Source organism: Amycolatopsis sp. NPDC054798, from assembly GCF_053611505.1.
In genome coordinates, this window is the sequence record NZ_JBSHAM010000003.1 from 78,805 (window position 1) to 99,673 (window position 20,869).

General features: G+C 67.3%; 19 protein-coding genes and 1 tRNA gene. 6 read left to right on the plus strand and 14 right to left on the minus strand.

The features are described from left to right. Positions 1-10 precede the first annotated feature (10 nt). From ACWGIC_RS03270 to ACWGIC_RS03280, 3 genes are all read right to left on the minus strand, one after another. Positions 11-277, minus strand: a complete 267-nt coding sequence (locus ACWGIC_RS03270) for a MoaD/ThiS family protein (protein ID WP_452074267.1) — start codon at positions 275-277, stop codon at positions 11-13. Beyond that, positions 274-1,443: an acyl-CoA dehydrogenase family protein gene (locus ACWGIC_RS03275; RefSeq protein WP_452074268.1), complete on the minus strand. Its 1,170-nt coding sequence runs from the start codon at positions 1,441-1,443 to the stop codon at positions 274-276. Before ACWGIC_RS03275 ends, ACWGIC_RS03270 begins: the two co-directional genes overlap by 4 nt. 832 nt (positions 1,444-2,275) lie before the next feature. Further along, entirely contained in the window at positions 2,276-3,115 is an 840-nt protein-coding gene (locus tag ACWGIC_RS03280; protein WP_452074269.1) for a hypothetical protein, read from the minus strand. Here ACWGIC_RS03280 and ACWGIC_RS03285 point away from each other — a divergent pair. Then, positions 3,105-3,239 carry a hypothetical protein gene (locus tag ACWGIC_RS03285; protein ID WP_452074270.1) on the plus strand — a complete coding sequence of 45 codons (135 nt, stop codon included), beginning with the start codon at positions 3,105-3,107 and terminating at the stop codon, positions 3,237-3,239. The genes ACWGIC_RS03280 and ACWGIC_RS03285 overlap by 11 nt on opposite strands. Positions 3,240-3,252: 13 nt before the next feature. Here ACWGIC_RS03285 and ACWGIC_RS03290 read toward each other — a convergent pair whose 3' ends face one another. Continuing rightward, the gene (locus tag ACWGIC_RS03290; protein WP_452074271.1) at positions 3,253-3,675 is read right to left on the minus strand and encodes a hypothetical protein; all 423 of its coding nucleotides are present in this window, start codon (positions 3,673-3,675) and stop codon (positions 3,253-3,255) included. Positions 3,676-3,981: 306 nt separating this feature from the next. Here ACWGIC_RS03290 and ACWGIC_RS03295 point away from each other — a divergent pair, with 306 nt between their 5' ends. Next, positions 3,982-4,977 carry a terpene synthase family protein gene (locus tag ACWGIC_RS03295; protein ID WP_452074272.1) on the plus strand — a complete coding sequence of 332 codons (996 nt, stop codon included), beginning with the start codon at positions 3,982-3,984 and terminating at the stop codon, positions 4,975-4,977. A 396-nt stretch (positions 4,978-5,373) separates the two neighbouring features. On the opposite strand, the gene ACWGIC_RS03300 is transcribed toward ACWGIC_RS03295, so the two are convergent. Further along, positions 5,374-5,580: a hypothetical protein gene (locus ACWGIC_RS03300; RefSeq protein ID WP_452074273.1), complete on the minus strand. Its 207-nt coding sequence runs from the start codon at positions 5,578-5,580 to the stop codon at positions 5,374-5,376. Between the two features lie 815 nt (positions 5,581-6,395). Here ACWGIC_RS03300 and ACWGIC_RS03305 point away from each other — a divergent pair. Further along, the gene (locus ACWGIC_RS03305) at positions 6,396-6,875 is read left to right on the plus strand and encodes a hypothetical protein (protein ID WP_452074274.1); all 480 of its coding nucleotides are present in this window, start codon (positions 6,396-6,398) and stop codon (positions 6,873-6,875) included. Between the two features lie 752 nt (positions 6,876-7,627). Here the strand turns inward: ACWGIC_RS03305 and ACWGIC_RS03310 are convergent. The 6 genes from ACWGIC_RS03310 to ACWGIC_RS03335 form a co-directional block, all read right to left on the minus strand. After that, the gene (locus tag ACWGIC_RS03310; protein ID WP_452074275.1) at positions 7,628-8,977 is read right to left on the minus strand and encodes an aminotransferase class V-fold PLP-dependent enzyme; all 1,350 of its coding nucleotides are present in this window, start codon (positions 8,975-8,977) and stop codon (positions 7,628-7,630) included. Between the two features lie 73 nt (positions 8,978-9,050). After that, positions 9,051-10,370: a hypothetical protein gene (locus ACWGIC_RS03315; RefSeq protein ID WP_452074276.1), complete on the minus strand. Its 1,320-nt coding sequence runs from the start codon at positions 10,368-10,370 to the stop codon at positions 9,051-9,053. A 1,032-nt stretch (positions 10,371-11,402) separates the two neighbouring features. After that, the gene (locus ACWGIC_RS03320) at positions 11,403-11,858 is read right to left on the minus strand and encodes a hypothetical protein (protein WP_452074277.1); all 456 of its coding nucleotides are present in this window, start codon (positions 11,856-11,858) and stop codon (positions 11,403-11,405) included. Between the two features lie 188 nt (positions 11,859-12,046). Beyond that, the gene (locus ACWGIC_RS03325) at positions 12,047-13,381 is read right to left on the minus strand and encodes a cytochrome P450 (protein WP_452074278.1); all 1,335 of its coding nucleotides are present in this window, start codon (positions 13,379-13,381) and stop codon (positions 12,047-12,049) included. A gap of 160 nt (positions 13,382-13,541) precedes the next feature. Beyond that, positions 13,542-14,564, minus strand: coding sequence for a terpene synthase family protein (locus ACWGIC_RS03330; protein WP_452074279.1), 1,023 nt, complete (start codon positions 14,562-14,564; stop codon positions 13,542-13,544). A gap of 150 nt (positions 14,565-14,714) precedes the next feature. Further along, positions 14,715-15,482, minus strand: a complete 768-nt coding sequence (locus ACWGIC_RS03335) for a glucose 1-dehydrogenase (protein WP_452074280.1) — start codon at positions 15,480-15,482, stop codon at positions 14,715-14,717. A 695-nt stretch (positions 15,483-16,177) separates the two neighbouring features. Between ACWGIC_RS03335 and ACWGIC_RS03340 the strand changes: the two genes are divergently transcribed. Beyond that, positions 16,178-16,534, plus strand: coding sequence for a tyrosine-type recombinase/integrase (locus ACWGIC_RS03340; protein ID WP_452074281.1), 357 nt, complete (start codon positions 16,178-16,180; stop codon positions 16,532-16,534). A gap of 136 nt (positions 16,535-16,670) precedes the next feature. Here ACWGIC_RS03340 and ACWGIC_RS03345 read toward each other — a convergent pair. From ACWGIC_RS03345 to ACWGIC_RS03355, 3 genes are all read right to left on the minus strand, one after another. Beyond that, positions 16,671-16,744 (minus strand) — tRNA-Pro (locus ACWGIC_RS03345). A gap of 265 nt (positions 16,745-17,009) precedes the next feature. After that, positions 17,010-17,780: an enoyl-CoA hydratase/isomerase family protein gene (locus ACWGIC_RS03350; RefSeq protein ID WP_452074282.1), complete on the minus strand. Its 771-nt coding sequence runs from the start codon at positions 17,778-17,780 to the stop codon at positions 17,010-17,012. Then, the gene (locus ACWGIC_RS03355) at positions 17,777-18,667 is read right to left on the minus strand and encodes a PaaX family transcriptional regulator (RefSeq protein WP_452074283.1); all 891 of its coding nucleotides are present in this window, start codon (positions 18,665-18,667) and stop codon (positions 17,777-17,779) included. Before ACWGIC_RS03355 ends, ACWGIC_RS03350 begins: the two co-directional genes overlap by 4 nt. A 121-nt stretch (positions 18,668-18,788) precedes the next feature. Here ACWGIC_RS03355 and ACWGIC_RS03360 point away from each other — a divergent pair, with 121 nt between their 5' ends. Further along, entirely contained in the window at positions 18,789-20,426 is a 1,638-nt protein-coding gene (locus ACWGIC_RS03360; RefSeq protein WP_452074284.1) for an ABC-F family ATP-binding cassette domain-containing protein, read from the plus strand. 256 nt (positions 20,427-20,682) lie between these two features. Next, a complete protein-coding gene (locus tag ACWGIC_RS03365; protein WP_452074285.1) occupies positions 20,683-20,847 on the plus strand; it encodes a DUF6545 domain-containing protein in 165 nt (54 codons plus the stop codon). The last annotated feature ends 22 nt before the right edge of the window (positions 20,848-20,869 follow it).

Genomic DNA, 20,869 nt, shown 5'->3' on the forward strand with positions numbered 1-20,869 from the left:
CGGCCTGGATTCATCCACCCGCGACGGCGGTGAAGAACTGGATCCGGTCGTCCTCGCGCAGCGGCATGGCGCTGTCGGGACGGGGGATCAGTTCGCCGTTGAGGAAGACGCGATGCGCCTGCCGGAGCTTTCCGGTGTTGTCGAGCAGGACCCGCCGCATCGGCGGGAACTTGTCGGTCAGTTCGGAGAGCGCGGCGGCCAGGGTGGCGGCTTCGACCGTCACCGAACGGGTGTTGCCCGCCGCGCGCAGCAGGATTCCGGTGAACTCGATGTTCATGAGCGGTCTCCGTTCTCGTTGTTCCTGGCGGCTCGTGCCACCACGCCCGCGCCGAGATTGGTCTCGAGAATGTCGTTCGTGCCCGCGACGAGGGTCAGTCCGCTGAAATCGCGCATGAACCGGCCCAGGTGCGGCGTCCCGTAGAAGCCGTAGCCGCCCAGGACGCGGAACGCCGACTCGAGCACGAAGCGGAGCTGTTCGGCCGCGAAGTGCTTGGCCGCGGACAGGACCGGGTCGAACACCGGCTCGGCCCGTCCGGCTCCGACCCGGTCGAGCGCGTGGTACAGCATCGCCCGGGCCGCTTCGATCGCCACGTACATGCGGCCCAGCGTCGCCTCGACGTTCTTGAGCCCGGAGACCGGTTCTCCGTAGCGGATGCTGGCCGACAGCCGGGCGGCGCAGTCCTCGAGGACCCGCTGCGCGCGGCCGAGCGGCGCGCAGGTGATCCAGAGCCGCTGGTTGCTCAGGAACCGCTGCGCGTGCGTGAGGCCGTCGGTGGCCTGGAGTATCCGGTCGGCGGGCAGCAGCACGTCTTCGAACACGAGGGCCGCCGCTCCGGCCGTGCGCATCCCGATCGGTTCCGCCGGGGTCACCGTCACGCCGGGATCGTTCCGCTCGACCAGGCACGCCACCATGTCCCCCGCCTCGTCCAGCGGATAGGTCAGGAAGACGTCGCTCATCGTTCCGGCCGTCACGTAGGACTTGTACCCCGTCAGCACGAAGTCCTCGCCCTTGCGGCGCAGCAAGGTCTTGAAAGACCACGCGTCCGCGTCCTCCGTGTAGGCGATGCCCGCGCCGAGGGTGCCCTTGCAGATGGGGGTCGCGTACCGTTCGATCAGGTCCGAGCGGCCGGACTCGTGCACGAACCGCGCGATGTCGATGGTGTGGTTGACGATCATCGGAAGCGCCGAGTCCAGGCACCGGTAGCCGATCTGTTCGAGCACCATGCCCCAGGTCAGCACGTCGACGCCGGCGCCGCCGATCTCCGGGTCCAGGGAAAGCCCGTGCAGCCCGGCCGCCGCGAGCGCCTCCACCAGCGCGGGCGGAGGCGGCAGCCGCGCCTCGTCGCGCTCCGCCACGGTGGCGCCGATCTCGTCGAGCAGCGATCCCCACCGCGAATCGACCAGATCCGCGATTTCAGCCTGACGCTCGGAAAGATCGCGCATGCCGGCACCTCCAGCGGCTCGGGGACGCCTGTCAGTACACCTTCGGCTGTTGTGGGGCGCCAGCCGCTGTGCGCATGCTGGACGTTGAACGTGTTGAACGGCAACGCGATTCGGAAGGGCGATCGCCGATCACAGCGTCTGTCGCGGCCGGTGACCGATGCAGGAACGTTCGCCGGTGGCTGCAGCCTGCGGCGTCCAACGCTCGCCGGGGTCGGCTGGAGCCTGCTGTCGGGCGCGTGGGAGCAAGCAGGCGAGCACGTCAGCGGCACCGGGCAATTTCCTGCAAGGACTCGAGTTTCAAGCCTTTCTCTTCGAGGCACCGGCTCGGCTGACGAGCGCTGCCTTCGGCACGACGGCGGCGTACGGAAGCCAGATCGGCGGCCCTATGCGGTCGCACCCGTGCCAACAGCTCGCACCGGTCACCGTCGGCGGAACCAGGGAGCTGGTGCGGCTGGCCACCCGGTACCGCACCATCCCGATCCGCTTCGCATCCGCCCTCCGGAGCAGGCGCGCGGAACGGCACTCTCAGGTCAGGAGGGCGCAGCCGCCGCCCAGGCACATCTCCGCTGCCACGCCTCAACAATCCGCCGCCTGATCCGCGCGCGATCGCACCCCCTCGCCCGCACAGCGTCCGGCAGTCCTTCCTCCGGTCAGTGCGACAACGCTCGCTCGACCTCGACCACGATCCTGAATTTCGACGAGACGGCGTGCGCCGCCGTCGCCGTCCCTACCCCCGGACGACTTCTTGCCGCCGAGGACCGCGAGCAGTACCGACGACGAGCGAGAAGCCGTGGCGAGCAGTCCCACGCGAGGGCCAGCGCCCGGATTCCCCTTATGCGATCCCGACCGTGAACGGCAGGTTGAGCACGTATTTTTTGTCGGCGTTTGCATGAATCTCGCTGTGGCCATCTATCTTGTCGAGCGCGCACGGAGGTGCCGGGCATATTTTCCGGATGCCGTCGTAGCTGCCCAGGACATATCTGACTTCCAGCACTGCAGGCTTTCCGCTCGACACCGTCACCCGCCTGCTCAACCCCTCGCATTCCAAAAATTGCTCAGCTTCGAAGCTGCCCGGCGTTCCGGGAGGCGCGTACCTGGTTGTGCATTCGTCCGGAATAACCGCTTTTCCGTCCTGCCATACTGTCATCGAAAAACCCGCGATCGGCAAGGCGCGACAGAACCGCGGAATCCCCGGGAATAGAATGAAGGAAGAATACGACGGGTTTTCGGATAACGTGTAAGAGATGGGCGTTTTGCCAGTTTCTCGTTTGGCCCACTTCGAGTTGAGGAGCAGTTTCTGGGCGGCGACGGGCTTGGCGTTGGAGAACACCAGGTCTGTCCGTTTGCCGTTGAGGCTGCGGGAATCCCACCGGATGTCGGCGCCTTTTCCGGTGAGTTCTTTGAGCGTTCCCGGCGGTTCCTCGACCCAGTCCCGGCTTCTGGTGCGAAAGAAGCCGATGATCGTCGTGACGGCCGAGTAGACCGCGACCCCGACCGCCACGGCCACGCCGACCGGGGGGAACGTGAGCCCGATCGCGAACCCGGCCAGCCCCGCAACGGCCACGATCCCTTGTTCCAGCTTCCTGCCCGCGGCCGCGTCCGCGTCCGCGAGCGAGAACAGGTCGCCCAGCGGCGGGGCGAACGTCGCGGCCAGGTAGGCGATGGTCTTCACCCAGGTCCCGACGGTCTCCGCGGCGAGCGGCGGAGTGCTCCCGACCGTGGCGGCGCGGCTCGCCCAGTCGGCGAACGCGCTCGCGTTGTCCTGCAGCTTCCGTGCCGCCGCGTACGAGCTGTAACCGGACACCCACTTCAAGGCCTTGGCGATCCCGGGAATTGTTCGCGCCTGGCGGGCTTCCGCAGCGGACGCGTTCTGCTTCTCGTATTGCCTGAAGAGCGTCTCGAACTCGTCGACGATTTCTTTTCGTCCGCGGGCATGCGGGCCAGGTCGTCGGCCTGGAGGGAGCACAGCCGGTTGTCCAGCCTGCCTTCCTCGCAGCCGATCTCCTCGGCAGTGTTGATTTCCTTGGCGGTGGCGTGCAGCAACCCGGGAATCACGTGCTCGACCGGAGGCAACGGCTCGGACGCTCGGCCAGTTGCCGCGCTCGCCGCGGTGCCCGGACTGGGTGCCGACGCCGCGAAGGCCGCCGGCCCGGACCCCGCACCCAGCAACGGGATCGCGATCGCCACCGTGGCCATCAGCGCAGCAGCGCTTCTCCTCCGGAATCCGGACATCGGCCGACCCCTTCGTGGCCGGCCCGGCGCGGGTGCGGCCGCTCTGCGAAGAATACGGATCGTGCAAGCGAATACTCGCAGGGTGACGGCCAGCAGTCGCTCGATGCGGGGAACGTTCCGAAATCGCTGGCCCGGCCCCGGCGTCCGGGCCGGACAACAGCAACGACCGCGGCCAGCAAGGCCGTGCCCGCTCGGCGCTCGCGTTGACCTTCGGGAGGCGAGGGAACGAGAATGCGAACTGCTGAACTCGGTTTCGAATCTTCCTGGCCACACCACACGCCGCGACCCACGGACAGGAGATCCGTCGTGTCCACCCACGCGTTGGCGCACAAGGAGAACTGGGCAGAGCAAGCAGCGTCGCTGCGCATCCCGACACTGCGCCGGCCGCCCCCGCCGCGATCCGACCAGTACGCCGCCCGGCAGGACCAGGCGTCCCGGCTTGACGTCGACGTCGCTGAATGGGCGCGGAACCACGGGCTGGCCGCCGACGCCCGGGCGGGCGACACTGTCTTGCGCCGCCGCTACGGCCAGCTCGCCACCATGTCCTACCCTCAGGCACCGGACAGTGTCGCTCGCGCCATAGCGCGCTTCCTTGCCCTCGGCTTCGAAGTCGACGACTCCCTGGAGCCGCGCACCGGCTCAGACCTTCTGCAGCTGCACCGCCAGCTGCTCGAACTTCAGGACTCGGTGGTGCGCTACGCCGAACCCTCGGCCGGCATCACGGCCGCGGCACACGCCGTCCGCGATGTGTGCCTGAGACTCGAGCAGGTGGCGTCCCCGTCGGTCTTCGGCTCGCTCCAGTCAGGTCTGCTCACGTGGCTGAGCGGGGTCGCCTGCGAGAACAGCTTCCTCTCCGCCGGAGCAATCCCGTCTCCGGCCGACTACCAGCGAATCCGCCTCGCCACGCTCGGCAACCACCTGATGCCCCTGGTTCAGCTCGCACACGGCTTCGACCTTCCCCCGCGGGTCCTCAACCACGGCACTTTGGCCAACCTCAACGCCGCGGCGCTGACGAGCATCGCGACGGCCAACGACCTGCTCACCTGCCGAGCAGAACTCAGCCGGGAACAATTCGCGCTGAACCTCCCGCTCGTTCTCGCCCGCCACCACGGCTGTTCACTCCAGCAGGCCGTCGACCGCGTCGCAGAGCTCCACGACGCCGCCGTCGGCGACTTCGCCGACGCCGCCCGACAGCTCCGCCTCCACCGCGACGACACGATCGCGAGATACCTCGACGGCCTGTGCGCCGCCGTCCGCGGCTGGCACGACTGGACCCTCAGCACCGCCCGCTACGACACCTGATGCTCCGCGCGTCAAACGGCGGTGCACCGGTTGCCGGCAACCGGTCCCGGCCCGGCAAGCGGTTCGACCCCGGGAGTGCGGATGACGGCCGAGGCCGCAGTTTAGGACACAGAGGCACGGCCGAGTGCGCGCAGCCAGACCGGCACACGGGAACGTCGGCCGGTGGCGTCGACGGCGAGACCGACTGCGAGCGCGTCAGGCGCTCTCGACGCGGACGCGCGTACTGCCCGCAGCACACGGAAAGAATCGCAGCGACAGTCCGGGCCTCTGTCGGCGAGATCCCGCGATCACGGCCGATGAACGGAGGCGTTCGACGGCGACCGGGTATTGGCGTCAACCAGTCGTGACGGTTCTGTCAAGTCACTGCGCTCCGGGGGTCCGGCCCGTCGGCCAGTTTCAGCCGGCGGCACGAGGCTTCGGATGATCGGGGCGGTCTTTCGCATTTGATTCGTCGTCTTCGTCTTCGAGCACCTCGGCGACGTGCTCGATCGCTGCGGCGTTACTGAGTTGCGCGTACACCTGCGCGTAGCCCATCTTGTTGTGTTCGGCAGCGCTTTCGGCGATATCTCGATCCGCTTCGTACTTCTCAGTAACATCGTTCATGCCGTTTTACCTTTCACTCGTGGCCGGAAACGAATTTCCTCGCTGTTCCCGCCAGCAAAAGGTCTGCGGACCTAAGGAAGCTACCCGCCTCCATGGGGTCGAAACCTCCGCCAACCCGCGAGCGCCCGTTCGACGCAAGAAAATTTGCCGAGGAACTTGACCGCGTTCCGTTAAATACACACGCCCGAACGGCCTCCTCGCTCGAGAGACAGGAGGAATCGATCAAACAGAGGCCACCGCTAGTGGTTGCGGCCTGGATTTCGCTGACTCTTTCGTGTCGCACCCGCCGAGGCGTGTCGGATGGGCTCGATGTCCGAGCGCGTCGACCCTCACGGCCAACGAACGCCCGGCCGGTCCGGCCACGGCTGGACTGACCGTCGGAGAACGAACCGCCTGATCGGGCAAGCCGGCAGCCGCGTCGGCCGACTGCGGAACGCGAGCCCGGTGACTGCTCACACGGTCGCTCATGACCTCCTGCCTCGTCTTCAGACGAGCGCTGCTCGTATTCTCGGAGCCCGCTTCGGCACCGTCCTAGAGTCCGATTCTGAAGCCAGAAAGTCACGGCAGTGACCCGAAGGCACACCGTCTATCCTCCGATTGACCCGGAAGAGTGCCCGCCTGTCGTGCCGATTCGCACGCGTCTTCGTCTACGACTGGCAGCGACGACGCACTAGCGTATCGTGCGAAGCTCGATGACTCATCGATAGCTGTCCGACCTTCGGCAAACAAACGGCCACAACGGCGCTAATCGGCCACAGGCCTTCGGGCCAGTCTTCGCGGCAATCGCGATCGCGCAACCAGGGAAGGTGCCATCAATGGAACCACGTCGGGCCGCTCGACCAGTTCTGTCAGTTGCTATCGCGGCGATTCTCACGGTGGCGGCAGCGCCTGCCGCCACCGCCTCTGTCGTTCCCTACCGGCCGTGCAGGGAGGACGAGTCCGCGACTGTCACGGAAGTCAGGGTGCCCGTCGTCGACGACGGGCGTGCGACCTTCACCATCGGCCAGGTCAACACCGTTGAGATCGATCTCGTTCCCTCCGCAAACGGCAACGAGGACCCCCTAGCAACCATCGTAGGAAGATACCTCGGCCGGATCGTCTACACCGAGGCTATGAAGCTGGAAGAACAGACCGTATCGGAGGGCGACAAACACACGTTCACCATCCCGTTCACACCTAAGCCTTCCGCTCCCCGCGATGTCCCGGTCGTCCTCTCCGTGAGGCTCGCCTTTTTGGGCGGCGAGGGAGCGTACATGGGATGCGCCGAGTTTACGTCCGGCTTCGTGGCGCGGTAGTTCGACAGACAGCGAGATGACTGCCCGTACTCAAAAACGGCACCGTCCGGCATTCCATCGTCGACTGACTGTTGACCCCGGCAAGAAGACGACGTCGGCATCGGCTGCGGGTGCCAGCGTCGTGTTTCCCCGTCGCCGATTCTCGCAAATCCGGAATGCGAGCCCGATGAGTGCGCACAGCGGCCTCGAACGTGTTCGGCTCGCACCCGTGGCCAGCGGTTCCGGCGGGCGCTTCGGCCGGACACGCGATCACACAGGGATCGAGCTTGGGCAACTGTTCGATCGGTTGTCCAAGCGACGGCATTGTGTCCTCGCGAGTCGACGACCACCCGGCGGGCTGGTCCGTGGCCAGGACGACCGCGGACCGACCCGCCGCCTGCCCTGCCGCCCCGCAGCGGGACTTGACGGGCGAACCTGGCTGCTCTGCATTGCGCCCGGCGCACTACCGCCTGCGCGTCAACCGGCCGCACGAACGTGCCACCAAGTCGAGCGCCCATTTCCGCGAGCACGAGCGTCTGCACTGCAATACCCCGACTAGTCATCAGAGCCTTCAGCTCCTGCCCAGGAAGTCAGCCGCGCGGTCTGACGTTCACCCGAGCGTATCGTTACGCCACCCGCCCCTTCTACGCTCCGGCACCTTGCGCCGCAATGGACTCGCCGAATCCCGCTGCCCTCTCTCCGCCGTCCTCCCGGGACTCCGCTAGGAATGTGCGACCTTGACGACAGCGAGTGCTCGCAAGCCCTGCTGATACTCAGTACGCGCTGACCGGGCCTTCATTGCCCGGCAGCCACCTTGCCTCCAGCCCGAGTGCCGAACCTGGCGGTCCGGTCCTCGGTTCGCTATGAGCCGGGCGGGCAGCTCGGCGCGACCGGCGAGTGCAGAGCTTCCGCAATGCGGTCACGAGGGCGTCCACGTCGGCGTGCGTGTTGTAGAGGGCGAAGCTGGCGCGGATGGTGGCCGGGACGCCGAAATGGTCGCAGACCAGCGCCGCGCAGTGTTGTCCCGTTCGTACCGCGATCCCCGAGTTGTCCAGGGCGCGGCCGGCGTGTTCGGCGTCGATCCCGTCGAGGACGAAGGAGATGACGCTGCCGCGTCCGGCGCCCGTGGGCGGTCCGATGACCCGCAGCCCGGGGATGTCGCCGAGTTCGGCAAGAGCATGCGTGACGAGCCGTGCCTCGTGACCGGCGACGGCGGGCATGCCGATGGCGCTCAGGTAGTCGACGGCGGCGCCGAGCCCGATGACTTCGGCGATCGGGGGTGTGCCGGCCTCGAATTTATACGGTGGCGGCGCGTAGGTGATGTGTTCGGCGGCGACGGTGTCGATCATGTTGCCGCCGCCGAGGAACGGCGGAAGCGCCTCGAGGAGGCTCTGGCGGCCCCAGAGCACGCCGACCCCGGTCGGTCCGAACATTTTGTGGCCGGTGAAGGCGACCACGTCGGCGCCGAGGGCCTGGACGTCGAGCGGCAGGTGAGGTGCCGTCTGGGAGGCATCCACGACCACGAGTGCCCCGACCTGCCGGGCACGGCGCACGATCGGCGCGAGGTCGTTGACCGTGCCGAGAATGTTCGAGGCGTGGACCACCGCGACGACCTTGGTCTTGTCGGTGATGACCTCGGGCAGGTCCGTGAGGTCGAGATGGCCGTTGCCGGTGATGCCGAGGTAGCGCAGCCGTGCGTGGACTCGCTGGGCGAGCAGGTACCAGGGCAGCAGGTTGGAGTGGTGCTCCATCCGGGTGGTCACGATCTCGTCGCCCGCGCCGACACGAAGCGGGGGCTCGGCCCAGGCGAGTGTGTTGGCGATCAGGTTGAGCGCTTCGGTGGCGTTGCGGGTGAACACGACTTCGGAGGCGGACGAGGCGTGAACGAACTGTGCCACCTTGGTGCGGGCCGACTCGTAGCTCGCGGTGGACTCCTGCGCCATCCAGCAGGAGCCGCGGTGCACGTTGGCGCATTGGGAAACGAAATAGCGACTCATCGCGGTGAGGACGGCGGCGGGCTTCTGCGACGTGGCCGCGTTGTCGAGGTAGATCCGCGCAACGCCCGGCGAAGACGGCTCGGTGAACGCCGGGAAGTCGGCACGGTAATCCTGATAGTCCAGCACTTCCTCAGCCTAGGCAGCCACGAAGACCGGAAACTGACAGAACCGTGGGGACATGTGTTGAACGTGTTGAACATCAAGCGCCGGCCTGCCGGAAGGGCGACCCGTCGGTCCACAGGCCCCGGGTGAGGGGGTGTCCGCGGAACTGCTGCAAGCGCTCGCCCAGGGCCTTCATGGCCGTCGTGACACGACCGGAGCACAAGTTCGGGTAGATGTCGAGGAAGCGGCGGGTGGTGGCGGACGCACGGGCGAGCAGGCCGATGTCGAGCTGTCGCTCGGCGAGCGCGGCCAGCGTGAGGGCCCGTGAACGGCGTTCGAGTCTCGGGTAGTGGCGTAGCGCGGAGTTCAGTGCGGTGATCGCGCCGGGGATGTCGCCGTCAACGGTGCGGATAGACGCGGCGTGATAGCCCAGTTCACCCCGATGGTAGGAGCCGAACGGAGGCGGGGCGCCGGTGGCGTTACTGAGGCGGTCGTGCGCTTGCTGGTGGTGAGCGAGAGCGGCCGCCGGGTCGCCGACGGCGGAGTAACACAGCGATACTTGGGCGTGCAGGAACGCGCTGGTGTGGGAGCCGGTGAGGTTGCCGCCCGCTGCGAGTGCGGACAAGGCGAGATCGAGTGCCAGCGCCGCGTGCCGGAGATGACAGGCCTGCTGGCTGATGGCGCGCAGCACGATGGCGTAGCGGACGGAGTCGCGGGCAAGGCACGCGAGGTCGAGCGTCGCGCGATAATACCGCTGTGCCAGGCCGTGCTCGTTGCTGTCGAAACAGATAAACCCGGCCAATAGCGCCAGATCGGTCGCGGCCGCCAGCAGTTTCCGGTGAGCGGCATCGGTCTCGCAGATCGCCAGACTCGGCAGGATGTCGTTGGCGAGATACGCGGTCAGCGCGGCGCGGATATGTCCGCTGCCGAACTGGTGGTTGGCGGCGGCGAAGACGACAGCGGCATGACAGGCGAGGTTCGCTTGGTGCTGCGGGATGTCCGGCCCCGCCTGGTTAAAACCGCCGGCTTGCTGGGCTATTTGGCACACATCGGGCGCGGAAGGTACAGCGAGGTCTTCGATCCGGTAGATCGAGTGGACGAGTACGTCCCGGCGGACCGGATCCAAGTGAGCACGGGTCAGGCTGATGAGAGCCGGAATCCCCTGTGCCGCTTCGGTATAGCGTGGCTCACGCGAATCGCTTGTCCCGTTCAGGCCGATCTCGGACAGGGTGACCGGCCGGCCGAGTCTTCGCGCCAACGCTTCGGCGATCAAGGCGGGGACCTGACCTCGTGGCTGGGTACCGGAAACCCAGTGGGCGACCGATGTCCGGTCGTAACGAAGGTGCTGACCGGCTTCCGCCCCGGCCGCGTTCACCGCGCGCGCCAAGTCCCCGAAGGTCCACGCCGCGGCACTCATCAACGCTCGGAGCTCCTCATTATGCGGACGCCGCGCCATAGTCCTCCCGACTCCGAGCAGACACCTGAACGTTCAACGCGTTCAACATTCAGCATGAGCATTCCACCGGTACGCCACAACAGCCGAAGGTGTACTGCAGTCACCCGCACGTCGCAGAAGGCAGGAGCCGTGCGTCACTCCCCCGAGCAACAAGCCGCTTCCCGTGACCCCGCGATGACCGGAGTTGGGAACATCCGTCGTTCGGCGTCGCTCTCCCCAGCAGCCCGGCTCGGTCACCTGCCCGCAGCTGGAAACGAGCCCGTGCCCTCAGGTCCTGGTACGACGTCAGCGACCGCAGATGAGCCTGCTCGCTGCGGACATGCCCAACGCGGACGCCAGCCGAGGCACATCGAATCCCGCGGCGGGACGGTCGGGGTGGTTCGGCGGGTGTTCTCCGAGAGATTCACAACAGCGGGCGGGCGGCACCGTATCGAAAGCCTGAATTTAGCCACCGTTTTTCGCGGCACGCATTTCAGCCCGAACCTCAAGACCGCCACCGCGAGCCGATCGCATTTCCTGTGCGGAAGGCGACTAGACACGTCGCCTGAAATTATGGGGGTTCTTCACGTACGGGAGATAGGGGCGGGCCGCCATCCGCGCGCTCAACAGGACATACCCGACGTAGTCCAGGATGCCGTCCTCCGCTTCCGTGAAGCGAAACTCCAGGCCGCGTTCCGCGGCTGCCCGGCGAGCCTCACCACTGGTCCTGGGGATGTGTTCAACGGGGACGGAACCTGGAAACGGCCGGATCAGTCCTCTCGGACCTGGCCCGCCGCGGCTACCGGCCGGGCGGCACCTTCCGGACCCGGATCGGCTCGCGAAGACGCGCGACACCGTCGTACCCCGCCGCCATGGTCAGCTCATCGCCAAGGCCGACCCTCACGCGCCGGAAAGCGTCATTCGCGCTATCGGCTACTTCCTGGGCCTCGGCTCGAAGCCGAGGACTCCCTGGAGCGGGGGGGCTCGGCTCGGACCTCCTGCGTCTCTCCCCCGCTACGTGTGCCCGAGGCTCGAACAGGTGAGGTCGCCGTCGGTCTTCGGCTTACTCCGATTCGGCCTGCTCACGTGGCTGGGCAGTGCCGCGTGCGACACTCGGCAACCCTCTGTTCCCCTCGCCCAGCTCGCCAGCAACGCAGAGATCCCACCGAAGATCCTCAACCACGGCGCACTGGCCACGCTCGACACCGCCGCGATACTGAGTATCGCTACCACCAACGACCTGCTCACCTGACGAGCGGAACTGACGAGGGAGCACTTTCGCTGAACCTCCCACTCGTTCTTGCCCACCACGACGGCTGTTCGCTCCAACAGGCCGTCGACAGCGTCGCCAACCTTCACGACAGCGCCATGCGTGGCTTCACCGACGCCGTCCGAGAACTCCACCTCCGACTCGACGACACGATCACGCGATACCTCGAGGGCCTCGGCCGCGCCGTTCGCGCCTGACACGACTGGACACTGAGCACTGTCCGGCACAACACGGAACCCTCCGCCGAAACACTCGGCCCGACGCCGTGTGGAGGCTGAGCGCACTTCGTCGCCGCCGACGGCCGATCTCGGCTTGGCCGACAGCGTGCAGGGCCGCGGTCCGCGTTCGGGAGATGCACGATGGTCGGTGAAGGTGGTGGTGACGCTTCCTACCGCGCGTGGACGATCATCGGAAGGTGGTTCGGGCGGAGCGCGGCCGCGGGGACTGCGTGAACCGTTGTCTTGGGTGCGAGTGTGAACCGCCAGTTCCGGATGGTGGTGCCGATGACGGCGCCCATCACGAGGCGTCCGAGGTGTTCCCCGACGCATCGGTGGTGGCCGATGCTGAACGGAAGGAAAGCGTTCTTGTCCGGCGGTGATTCCCACCGGTCCGGGTCGTAGGTCATGGGGTCGGGATAGAGGGCCGGATCGCGGTGAACGGCCAGCGCGCTGAAGAGGACTGTCGCGTGAGCAGGCAAGCGGACAGGTCCCACCTGCACGGGACGCAGGGTACGCCGTGTCTGTATCCACGACACGCTGTGCAGGCGTAATCCTTCGTCGATCACCTTCCGCAGATAGTGAAGGCTGGCGAAGTCCGCGAAGGTCTGCGGGCGATCTCCCACTATGGTGACGAGTTCGCCGTACAGGCGCTCTTGGATATGCGGGGCTCGGGCGAGTTCGTAGAAGATCCACGCCAAGGAGGCTCCGGTTCCGTTGGGGATTCCCATCAGCAGGGACTTCACCTCGTCCCGCATTTCTCGCCGGGTGAGGGGTTCTCCGGTTCTGAAGCTGGTCGTCGCCGCGAGCAGCGAGAGGACCACGCTAGTCCCCGATGCGCCGGTCTCGTGGGCATCGATCAACTGACCAGCCAGGTGGTCGAGACGGGCGCAGTGTTCGTCCCAGCGTCGGTTCCAGGGAAGCGGCAGCCTTTTCGCCGCGGGCGGAGTCAGTATCCGGGGAACGACGGCCCTCTGAATCGCCACGATGCAGGTGGTGATTTCTCCCACCAGGCGATTGTCCACGTCCGCGCCGAACAGGGCTCGGTATCCCATAGCGGAGCCGGTGTCGCGCAACTCCCGGTCCATGGCCACGCGCTGCCCGTCACGCCAGGACGCTGTCATAGCCTGGGCTTCGGGCAGAATGACCTTGACATAGGACGCGAGGCTGTCCTGGCGTGCGGCGGGGGCGACGACTCTGCGCTGGTACAGGTGCACAGGGCCGTGGGTGGTACCCAGACCGTCGCCCATGGCCGATCGGAGTTCCTCGTACATGCGGCCCTTGCTGAAGGAATCCGCTTGGGTGACGAACATGTCGTGCAGAAGCGCGGGCGAGTTGATCAGATAAACCGGTTCCCGGCCGATATAGCACACCACGACATCGCCCTGGCGACGCAGCGCCTGGAACGCGGCGACGGGATCGCGCAACAGGTACACGACGTGACCGAGCCCTGGCAGACGCCATGGCGCGACAGGCAGAGGGCCGGATGAACCGGTGGCGGGGGCCATGAGCCGTCCCTTCGTGATCGGCGAACTGTGGTCGGTCCCTGGCGGACGAGGGCGTGGGCCGACGTCAAGAACAACAAGGCCTGGCTCCGTCAGGCCCTCACGCAGTGCAGGGGTCGGACCGCTTCGTGGTGGCGTCCCCGAGGAGGTTGGGGGCTGCACATCAGACGGCACCGGGTGCGTATCGCGCCGCGCATTCTGTCCAGGCGACCAGGCCGGCCAGGTAGCTACGGGCGGCGTGAATCCAGGCTGACATTGCTATGCGCTCGTCGGTGCTCAGACAATACTTGTCCATCACTCGCGGAATTTCGTTCTCGACAAGATGATCCAGATGGTGCAGCCGCGCGGTGATCAGGTCGTTAGCGACGATTACCGCTTGTTGCGGCGACGCGCACAGGAGGCGCCCCAGCACGAGGACGAGATTGTTGAGCTCGCCCTCGCTCTGCATCTCTCGCTGGTAGGAAAAGATATCGTTGGACAATCCCATCCAGTCCATGAATGCATCCAGGAACGCGGAGATCGAACGGTCACCCATGATCCTCTCGGGCAGCTCGGCCCCTACGGACAGATCGACATAGGACGCAGCCGAGTGGGCCGCGAACGTCCATCGCCGCATCTGAACGAACTCGACCAGGTCAGGCACCCTGGCCGACTGGATGTTCTCTATCTCCCACACCGCACCGTTGATGAAGAGAGCGATACCGCTGAGCCATGTTCGGAGGCATCGCGCCGAGGCGGAGTCCGCCATTTTTGCCCGAATTTCGACCAACCCTGTATCGATCGCGTCTAATGTACGCGCCTGCTCTCCTGGCGGCGTCCACAAGAGAGAGGACAGATGGCCAGCGTAGGCGCGGGCACCAGAAACATCGCCGGTCAGCTTGAATTTTTGCGTGAATCCGTCGTCATAGGCCAGGATCCACACGAGTATCTCGTGAATCAGAGCAAGATTCGACGCCGAGGCATCAGGAAAGGCGAAGGACGCCAGTTCCGGAAGTGCTATTGCCCGAAATCTCTCCACGTCGGCCCAGATCACCCATGCTGGGCTTTGATCGCCTCCCGCGAGCATTCCCATGCGCCGAGCCCAGTCTTCCGAGATTCGGCGCAGGTCTGCCAGATGCGGATTTGCCCGCACGGGATACGGCATGTAGACATCTGGGAAATCGAACGGCTGAGCCGGAGTGTTCATGATCGGAGTTCTCCAATCGGTCACCGGCCGCGTCGCCTCGAGGAACTGCGGCTCCGGACTGCCGATAACTGTTGATCACGGCAGTGTGCAAGCCAGCCAACGACGGGCATTCCGTGCGGCGACAGGACTCTGCTGTGATACAGAGGGAGGCTATTGCGCGGTCCAGCCGCCGTCCGCGGTCAGGGCATGACCGGTGATGAACGACGAGGCGTCCGAGCACAGCCAGGCCGCGGCCTCGGCAATCTCTTCGGGAGCGGCGAACCGGGCCACCGGTTGCCTCGAGAGCAGGTCCTGTTCCGGAACCAGCCCCTCCCGGATTGCTTCGTCGAGCATCGCGGTGCGGACCGCTCCCGGGCACAGGGCATTGATCCTGATGTTCTCGGTGGCGTACTCCAAGGCGGCCTCTTTGGTCAGACCGACCACACCGTGCTTGGCCGCGACATAGGCCGACATCCTCAAGGATAGTCCGACCACACCGGCAACGGAGGCGGTGTTGACGATCGCTCCCGATCCTTGGGTGAGCATCTGCCGGATCTCAGCCTTCAAGCACCGCCAGACACCGGTAAGGTTTACGCCAAGCACTTCGTCCCAGGCGTGTTCCGCGGACTCGTGCAGCGGGGTTGCCGGCCCATCGATCCCCGCGTTGTTGAAGGCGCAATCCAGCCGCCCGAAGTGCTCGAGCGCAGTCTGAATCGTCGCGGCAACGTCGGCGTCAGATCGCACATCGGTCCGCAGAAACACAGCGCGCCCCCCTCGCTTGACCACGTCCGCGGCAACCTCGGCGCCACCGGCGACATCGATGTCGGCCAACACCACTCCCGCGCCATGCGCGGCAAACACCGTGGCCGCGGCAGCGCCGATTCCTGAAGCAGCCCCAGTGATCAATGCCGTCTTTCCCTGCAGGAGCGCACCACCCATTACCGGTGTCCTTCCCGTGCCCGCAAGACTGCGGCGCTTTGCCGTTCGGGGCAGCCCAACCGCACTGGACCGCGCTGGACCTGCAACACTGGCTTCTGCACAGCTCGTTGCCCGAGAGCAAGGACGAGCGCCCTGGCCCGTGCCTCGCCACCGTGTTGCGCAAAAGGGTCGTCGCCGGGATCGGGACCATCCGAGGACCTCGAACCCGCGGTCAGTCGCGTCCCCGCAAACTCCATCACAACGCCAGCGTAGGCATCCGGGCAGTCTGTGCGTTCAAGGAAGCGCGGAGCAGGTGTTGAAGGTGTTGAACGTCAACGGGTTGTTTCCGCTGCGGCGTACTCCGCGCGCGCCAGGTCGTCCCGCATGGCTTCCCTGTCGACGTCGCGGCGGACAAACCCGCGGACGCGGCAGCCGCAAGCGAAGAGTCGGTGCCGTGCACCTCATCCTGGTCGAGCAGGTCGCGGTCCGCCACGACCGCCGGCCGATCTGTGGACAAACCGGGCGAGTTCGGCGGCGTACCGTTCCTGCTCGATCGACGCCCGGACGGAGGCGATCCACGGACTGTCAAGGCGTGCGAACGACTCGCCTTGGCCATAGCGCGAGGTGCGTCGGCAGACCACTCCGTCACCTGGCGGGTTGGTGGACAAGGGAACTAAGGGCAAGCGGGCTCGGGACGCCAATCGAGGACATCCGCGATGTTGGTCGAGCGGCGGATGGCTTTGGCCGATCGAGACCCGGATGCCCGGCTGTTCCAGGGGCAGCGCGGTGGCCGCATTACAACGGCCGTGCTCCGCGACGCGACCTCGTGGGATGAGGTGGTGTCGAAGCTGGGGTATGACCACCTTCGCCGCCACGACTTGCGGCATACGGGACTGACGTGGATGGCGGACGCCGGTGTTCCGGTGCATCACCTCAGGAAGATCGCAGGCCACGGCTCACTCACGACGACACAGCGGTACTTGCATCCGGATCGCCAGTCGGTGACGGACGCGGGCGAGCTGCTGACGAAGCATCTGCGATCGCCGCGACCGGCCCGGCTACATGCGGTCTGAGCGAGCTGAATGGCGGGTGTGGTCCCCAAATGGTCCCCAAGCCTCTCACCCGCGCTCTGCCTCAAGATCACATCTCCAAAGCAAAAAAGCCGCCCGACCTGGGCTTTCACCCAAGCCAAGCGGCTTGTTCGTCCGGTCGGGCTGACAGGATTTGAACCTGCGACCCCTTGACCCCCAGTCAAGTGCGCTACCAAACTGCGCCACAGCCCGGACTCCTCACTCCCCGAGGAACCCCTCGTGGAGTGCGATGCGACTACTCTAGCGGGTCCCCCAAACGCCCCCGCAACGAGGTCTCCATTACTCCCTGACCTGCGAAAACCCACCAAAACAACAACCCCGGCATCCCCGCGGCGAAGAGGCGAGACACCACCGCCATGATCAACCGAACCAGAGCGCCCGTCTCAGCCAACACAGCAGGGCACAACGAAACCAGCCCTGGTCCCGCACCGGACCAGGGCTGGGCAGCAATCCCCAGTCAGCACCCGGAGAACCGGGCCTTCCCCGGCCCCTCAGCCAGGAACGACTTCACCGCGCCCCGCAGGTCCTCGGTGTCGTACAGCTCCGCAGCAATCCCCGTGACATGTTCGTTCGCCTCCGGCACCCCGCCGTGCTCGAAATGGGCCAGGATCCGCTTCGTCGCGGCATGCGCCCGCGTCGGGCCCTCCGCCAGCCGACGGGTGAACTCCCGGGCAGCGGCGTCGAACCCTTCGTCCGGCAGGACCCGGTTGACCACGTTCCACCGCTCCAGCGTCGCCGCGTCGAACGGCTCTCCGGTGAAAACGAACTCCTTCGCGCGCGCCACACCCGCCCGCGCCGCCAAACGCTGGGTGCCGCCCATCGTGGGAGTGAGGCCGACGACCTTCTCCACCAGACCGAACTTCGCGCGCGAAGCGGCCAGCAGCAGATCGCAGGCCATGGCGACCTCGAACGCCCACGTCAAGCAGAGGCCGTGCGCGGCGAAAACCGTCGGGAACGGGAGGGCGGCCAGGCGGTCCGGGACGGTGAGCAGCTCGTCGAAGAGCACCTTGGCTTCGGCGGCGGAAGACTGCGCGTCGAACAGCGCGACATCGACGCCGCCGCTCACGATCTTGCCCTCGGCGCGGATCAGCAGGGCCCGGGCGGGGGTTTCCTCCAGCGAGCCGATCGCGTCCAGGAGCGCGTCCTGCAGCGGCTTGGTGTAGAGGTTGAGCGGCGGCTCGTCGATGGTCAGCACCGCCAGCCCGCCGTCGCGTTCCAGCCTCGTCATGCTTGCTCCTCGTTCGCGGTGAGTTGGTCCCAGTACGCCTGCGCGGCCGGCCGCCATTCCACGTGCTTGCGGTGGAACAGCTCGGCCGCCTTGGCTCCGCTCCAGCCCGCGGGCAGCAGCTCGGCGGGCAGTTGCGGGTCGAGGAACGGGAACCGGCGCCATTCGTGCACCAGTTCCGTCTGCGCGCGCAGCACCGCCTGCTCGCCGGAGGGCGACACGCCGGTGAACCGGTCGATGAAGTCCTCGTACCGGTCGGTCAGCTCGGACAGGTCCCACGACCGCTCGACCATGCTCTCCTGGTCGCCGATCGCGCCGTACTCCGCGGTGAACGACATGGCCTGCGCTTCGAGCCCGAGTTCCGCGACGATCTTCTGCGCCTCGGGCTCGCGGCTCGGGTCGGGGCTCACCCAGACGCCCGCCACCGGCGAACCGAATCCGGCCCAGGTGAGCCGCGTGCGCAGCCGGTGCCGCAGGTCCCGTTTCGCCTCCGGCACCGAGACGATCAGCATCAGCCAGCGGTTCTTCCAGGCGTGCGCGTCGCGGCCGAAGGCGTATATGCGCTCGGCGCCCTCGGTGAGCAGCCGCCGCCCGGGCGGGGTCAGCGACCAGCGGACCCGGCGGCCGACGCGTTCGGACACCAGCCAGCCCTCCGCCGCGGACCGCGCCAGCGCCTGCCGCGCGGACTTCTCCTCGATGTCGAGCATGCCGAGGGAGTCGACCAGCATCGACGTCCACACCGGACGATCGCGCGGCAGCACGTACTCGCCCAGCACGGTCATCAGCAGCGACCGCGCGCTGGCGTGGCTCACCTCGCGCCGCCTGCTGACGGTCGGCCGGGGAGCCCGCTGTTTCCCCCGGCCGAACGGGACCGGGGCGGGTTCCGCCATCGCCTTTCACCGACCTCACTGCTCTTGTTGGACCCGGCAACCCGCCCAGAGTACCCACTCGGAGTGACGGAGCCGACACGCGGCACGCGGCGCGAGGGGCGCCCGTAAACTCTGTTCCGATATGAGCGCCACACTCGTCGCGAAGGACCTGGCCGCCGGCCACGGTGACCGCGTTCTCTTCTCCGGTCTTGATCTCGTCGTCGCCCCGGGCGAGGTGATCGGGCTGGTCGGCGTCAACGGCGCCGGGAAGTCCACCTTGCTGCGCACGCTGGCCGGGCTGTCCCGCCCGGAATCCGGCGAGGTCCGGCTGAACCCGCCGACCGCGACCGTCGGGCACCTCCCCCAGGAACCCGAGCGGCGCGAGGGCGAGTCGGTGCGCGGCTTCCTCGCCCGGCGCACCGGGGTCGCGGCCGCGCAAACCGCACTCGACGCGGCGACCGACGCGCTTACCGCGGGCGAGGACGGAGCCGACGACGCATACGGCACCGCGCTGGACCGCTGGCTCGCGCTCGGCGGAGCGGACCTCGACGACCGGGCGGGCGAGGTCGCGGCGGATCTCGGGCTGGCCGTCGACCTCGACCAGCCGATGGTTTCGCTCTCCGGCGGGCAGGCCGCGCGCGCCGGGCTGGCGTCGCTGCTGCTCAGCCGCTACGACATCTTCCTGCTCGACGAGCCCACGAACGACCTCGACCTCGACGGGCTCGCCCGGCTGGAACGGTTCGTCGCCGGGCTGCGCGCAGGCACCGTGCTGGTCAGCCACGACCGCGAGTTCCTGGCCCGCACGGTCGACCGCGTCGTGGAACTGGACCTCGCGCAGCAGCAGGTGAAGACGTACGGCGGCGGGTACGAGTCCTATTTGGAGGAACGGGAGGTCGCCCGGCGGCACGCGCGCGAGGACTATGAGGAATATGCCAATACCCGTTCGGCGCTGGAGGCGCGGGCGGGCATGCAGCGCGCGTGGATGGAGAAGGGCGTCAAGAACGCCCGCCGCAAGGCGACCGACAACGACAAGGTCGGCCGCAAATTCCGCAGCGAGGCCACCGAGAAGCAGGCTTCGAAAGCGCGCCAGACGGACCGGATGATCGAGCGCCTCGAGGTCGTTGAGGAGCCGCGCAAGGAGTGGGAGCTGCGGATGGAGATCGCGGCCGCCCCGCGCGCGGGCGCGGTGGTCGCGACGCTGCGGGGCGCGGTCGTGCGGCGCGGCGAATTCACGCTCGGGCCCGTGGATCTCCAGATCGACTGGGCGGACAAGGTCGCCATCACCGGCGCGAACGGCGCGGGCAAATCCACGTTGCTGGCGGCGTTGCTCGGCAGGCTGACGCTGGACGAGGGCAGCGCCGCGCTCGGGCCGGGCGTGGTGGTCGGCGAGGTCGACCAGGCCCGCCGGCTGTTCCTCGGCGACCTTCCGCTGGCGGACGCGTTCGCGCACGAGGTCCCGTCGCTCGCCGACGCGGAAGTTCGGACCCTGCTGGCGAAATTCGGTCTCAAGGCCGCGCACGTGCTGCGCCCGGCGGCGACGCTTTCGCCCGGCGAACGCACCCGCGCGGCGCTGGCGCTGCTGCAGGCGCGCGGGGTGAACCTGCTGGTGCTGGACGAGCCGACCAACCATCTGGACCTGCCCGCGATCGAACAGCTCGAGTCCGCTTTGGACGGTTACCCCGGCACGCTGCTGCTGGTGACGCACGACCGCCGGATGCTGGACGCGGTTTCGGTGACCCGGCGGCTGGAAGTGGACGGGGGCAAGGTTTCCGAGCGTTAGGACGGAGCCGCCGTTCGCTGTGGCCGGCGCTGCGCACCAGGCGTGAGCTCCGCGATCGGCGGACGATCCCGGGCAATCGGGTGCGTTCCGCTCGTGCCTGCCGTCAGACTCGTGCCGTGGACAACGTCATCGATCTGGACGCCGCCGCGCGCCGGATCGCGCAGCGGCGCGGTGATTAGCATCGTCTCGGCATCGCCGCGGGCGGGCGGAGCCTGCAGTCCTCCGGGCGGGCATCGTCCTGAACACCGGCGGCGGCGTGCACTTGGCTCTCCACCGCCGGATCATCGAGATCCGAGACGGGCACATGGCGCTGCGCGAGCACTTCGATCCCGCCGCGGTCGAAGCCGCTTCGATCGTGGCCGCGTTGGCCGCCCATCGCGCGGGCCGTCGGTTCAGCACCGCGGAGGACTGCAGTCGGTGACCGTCGCGATGAGCAGCTTCCC